This window comes from Vibrio sp. 10N.222.55.C6 (assembly GCF_041473395.1).
Classification (GTDB): Bacteria; Pseudomonadota; Gammaproteobacteria; order Enterobacterales; family Vibrionaceae; genus Vibrio; species Vibrio crassostreae_C.
Genome location: NZ_JBFRSD010000557.1, coordinates 1 through 697, shown reverse-complemented (window position 1 = coordinate 697; position 697 = coordinate 1). Strand labels below are relative to the sequence as shown.

General features: G+C 40.9%; 1 pseudogene. It reads left to right on the top strand.

The window, feature by feature from the left end:
* Positions 1-697 (top strand): annotated as a pseudogene (locus AB4486_RS25075) (two-component system sensor histidine kinase/response regulator); the annotation flags it as partial.

Below are 697 nucleotides of genomic sequence, written 5' to 3'. Positions count from 1 at the left end.
GTTTCACTAACTCGCCGCAAACTCCAACTTCAATCCCCAAAAGACCTATCATTAGGGGCGTTATTGTTCGACGAAACATCCACAATTAAAAACTCTGTTGAAGTTCTGAAGAGTAAGTTAGACATTGATCGTATTGAAGATTACGAAGATCTTGAATCAGCATTCTCGCAGTTGAGGGCTCAAAATGTTGACCTGCTAATGGTTGAACGAAGAGTGCTAGAGTGGTTTATCACCAATACTCGTTTTATTGAAATGGCAGAGCTAACGCTACATGACGAGTATAAAGTTGAGTATCCGATCTATGTGGACTTTAAGAGTGAAGAAATCAGAGATAGCTTCAATGCCGCAATTAAAAGGCTTAAACAGGAGGATGACGGCTTAAACCAAATTATCGAGATGCAGGTTCAGAGTGATTTAAGCCTAGTCCTTAAAAAAGCGAATATTATCGCGCAAATATCTGCGTATTTTATCGTCAACGACCGCTTTGAAGAGTTGACGGAAGTGTTTGAAATTTTCGACACGGACAGTTCTTTTCAGGTGATCACCGCACAAGCGGATAACAATAGTCGCCCGATCAAATCTTGGTACATAGGCAACCTAGTTGATCAATATGGAGAGAAGAAAAATACCTCTCACTTTTCATCAGTCACCAAGGTGGCGAATTATAGGACCAAGGGAGGGAGTATCAACTCTGGTT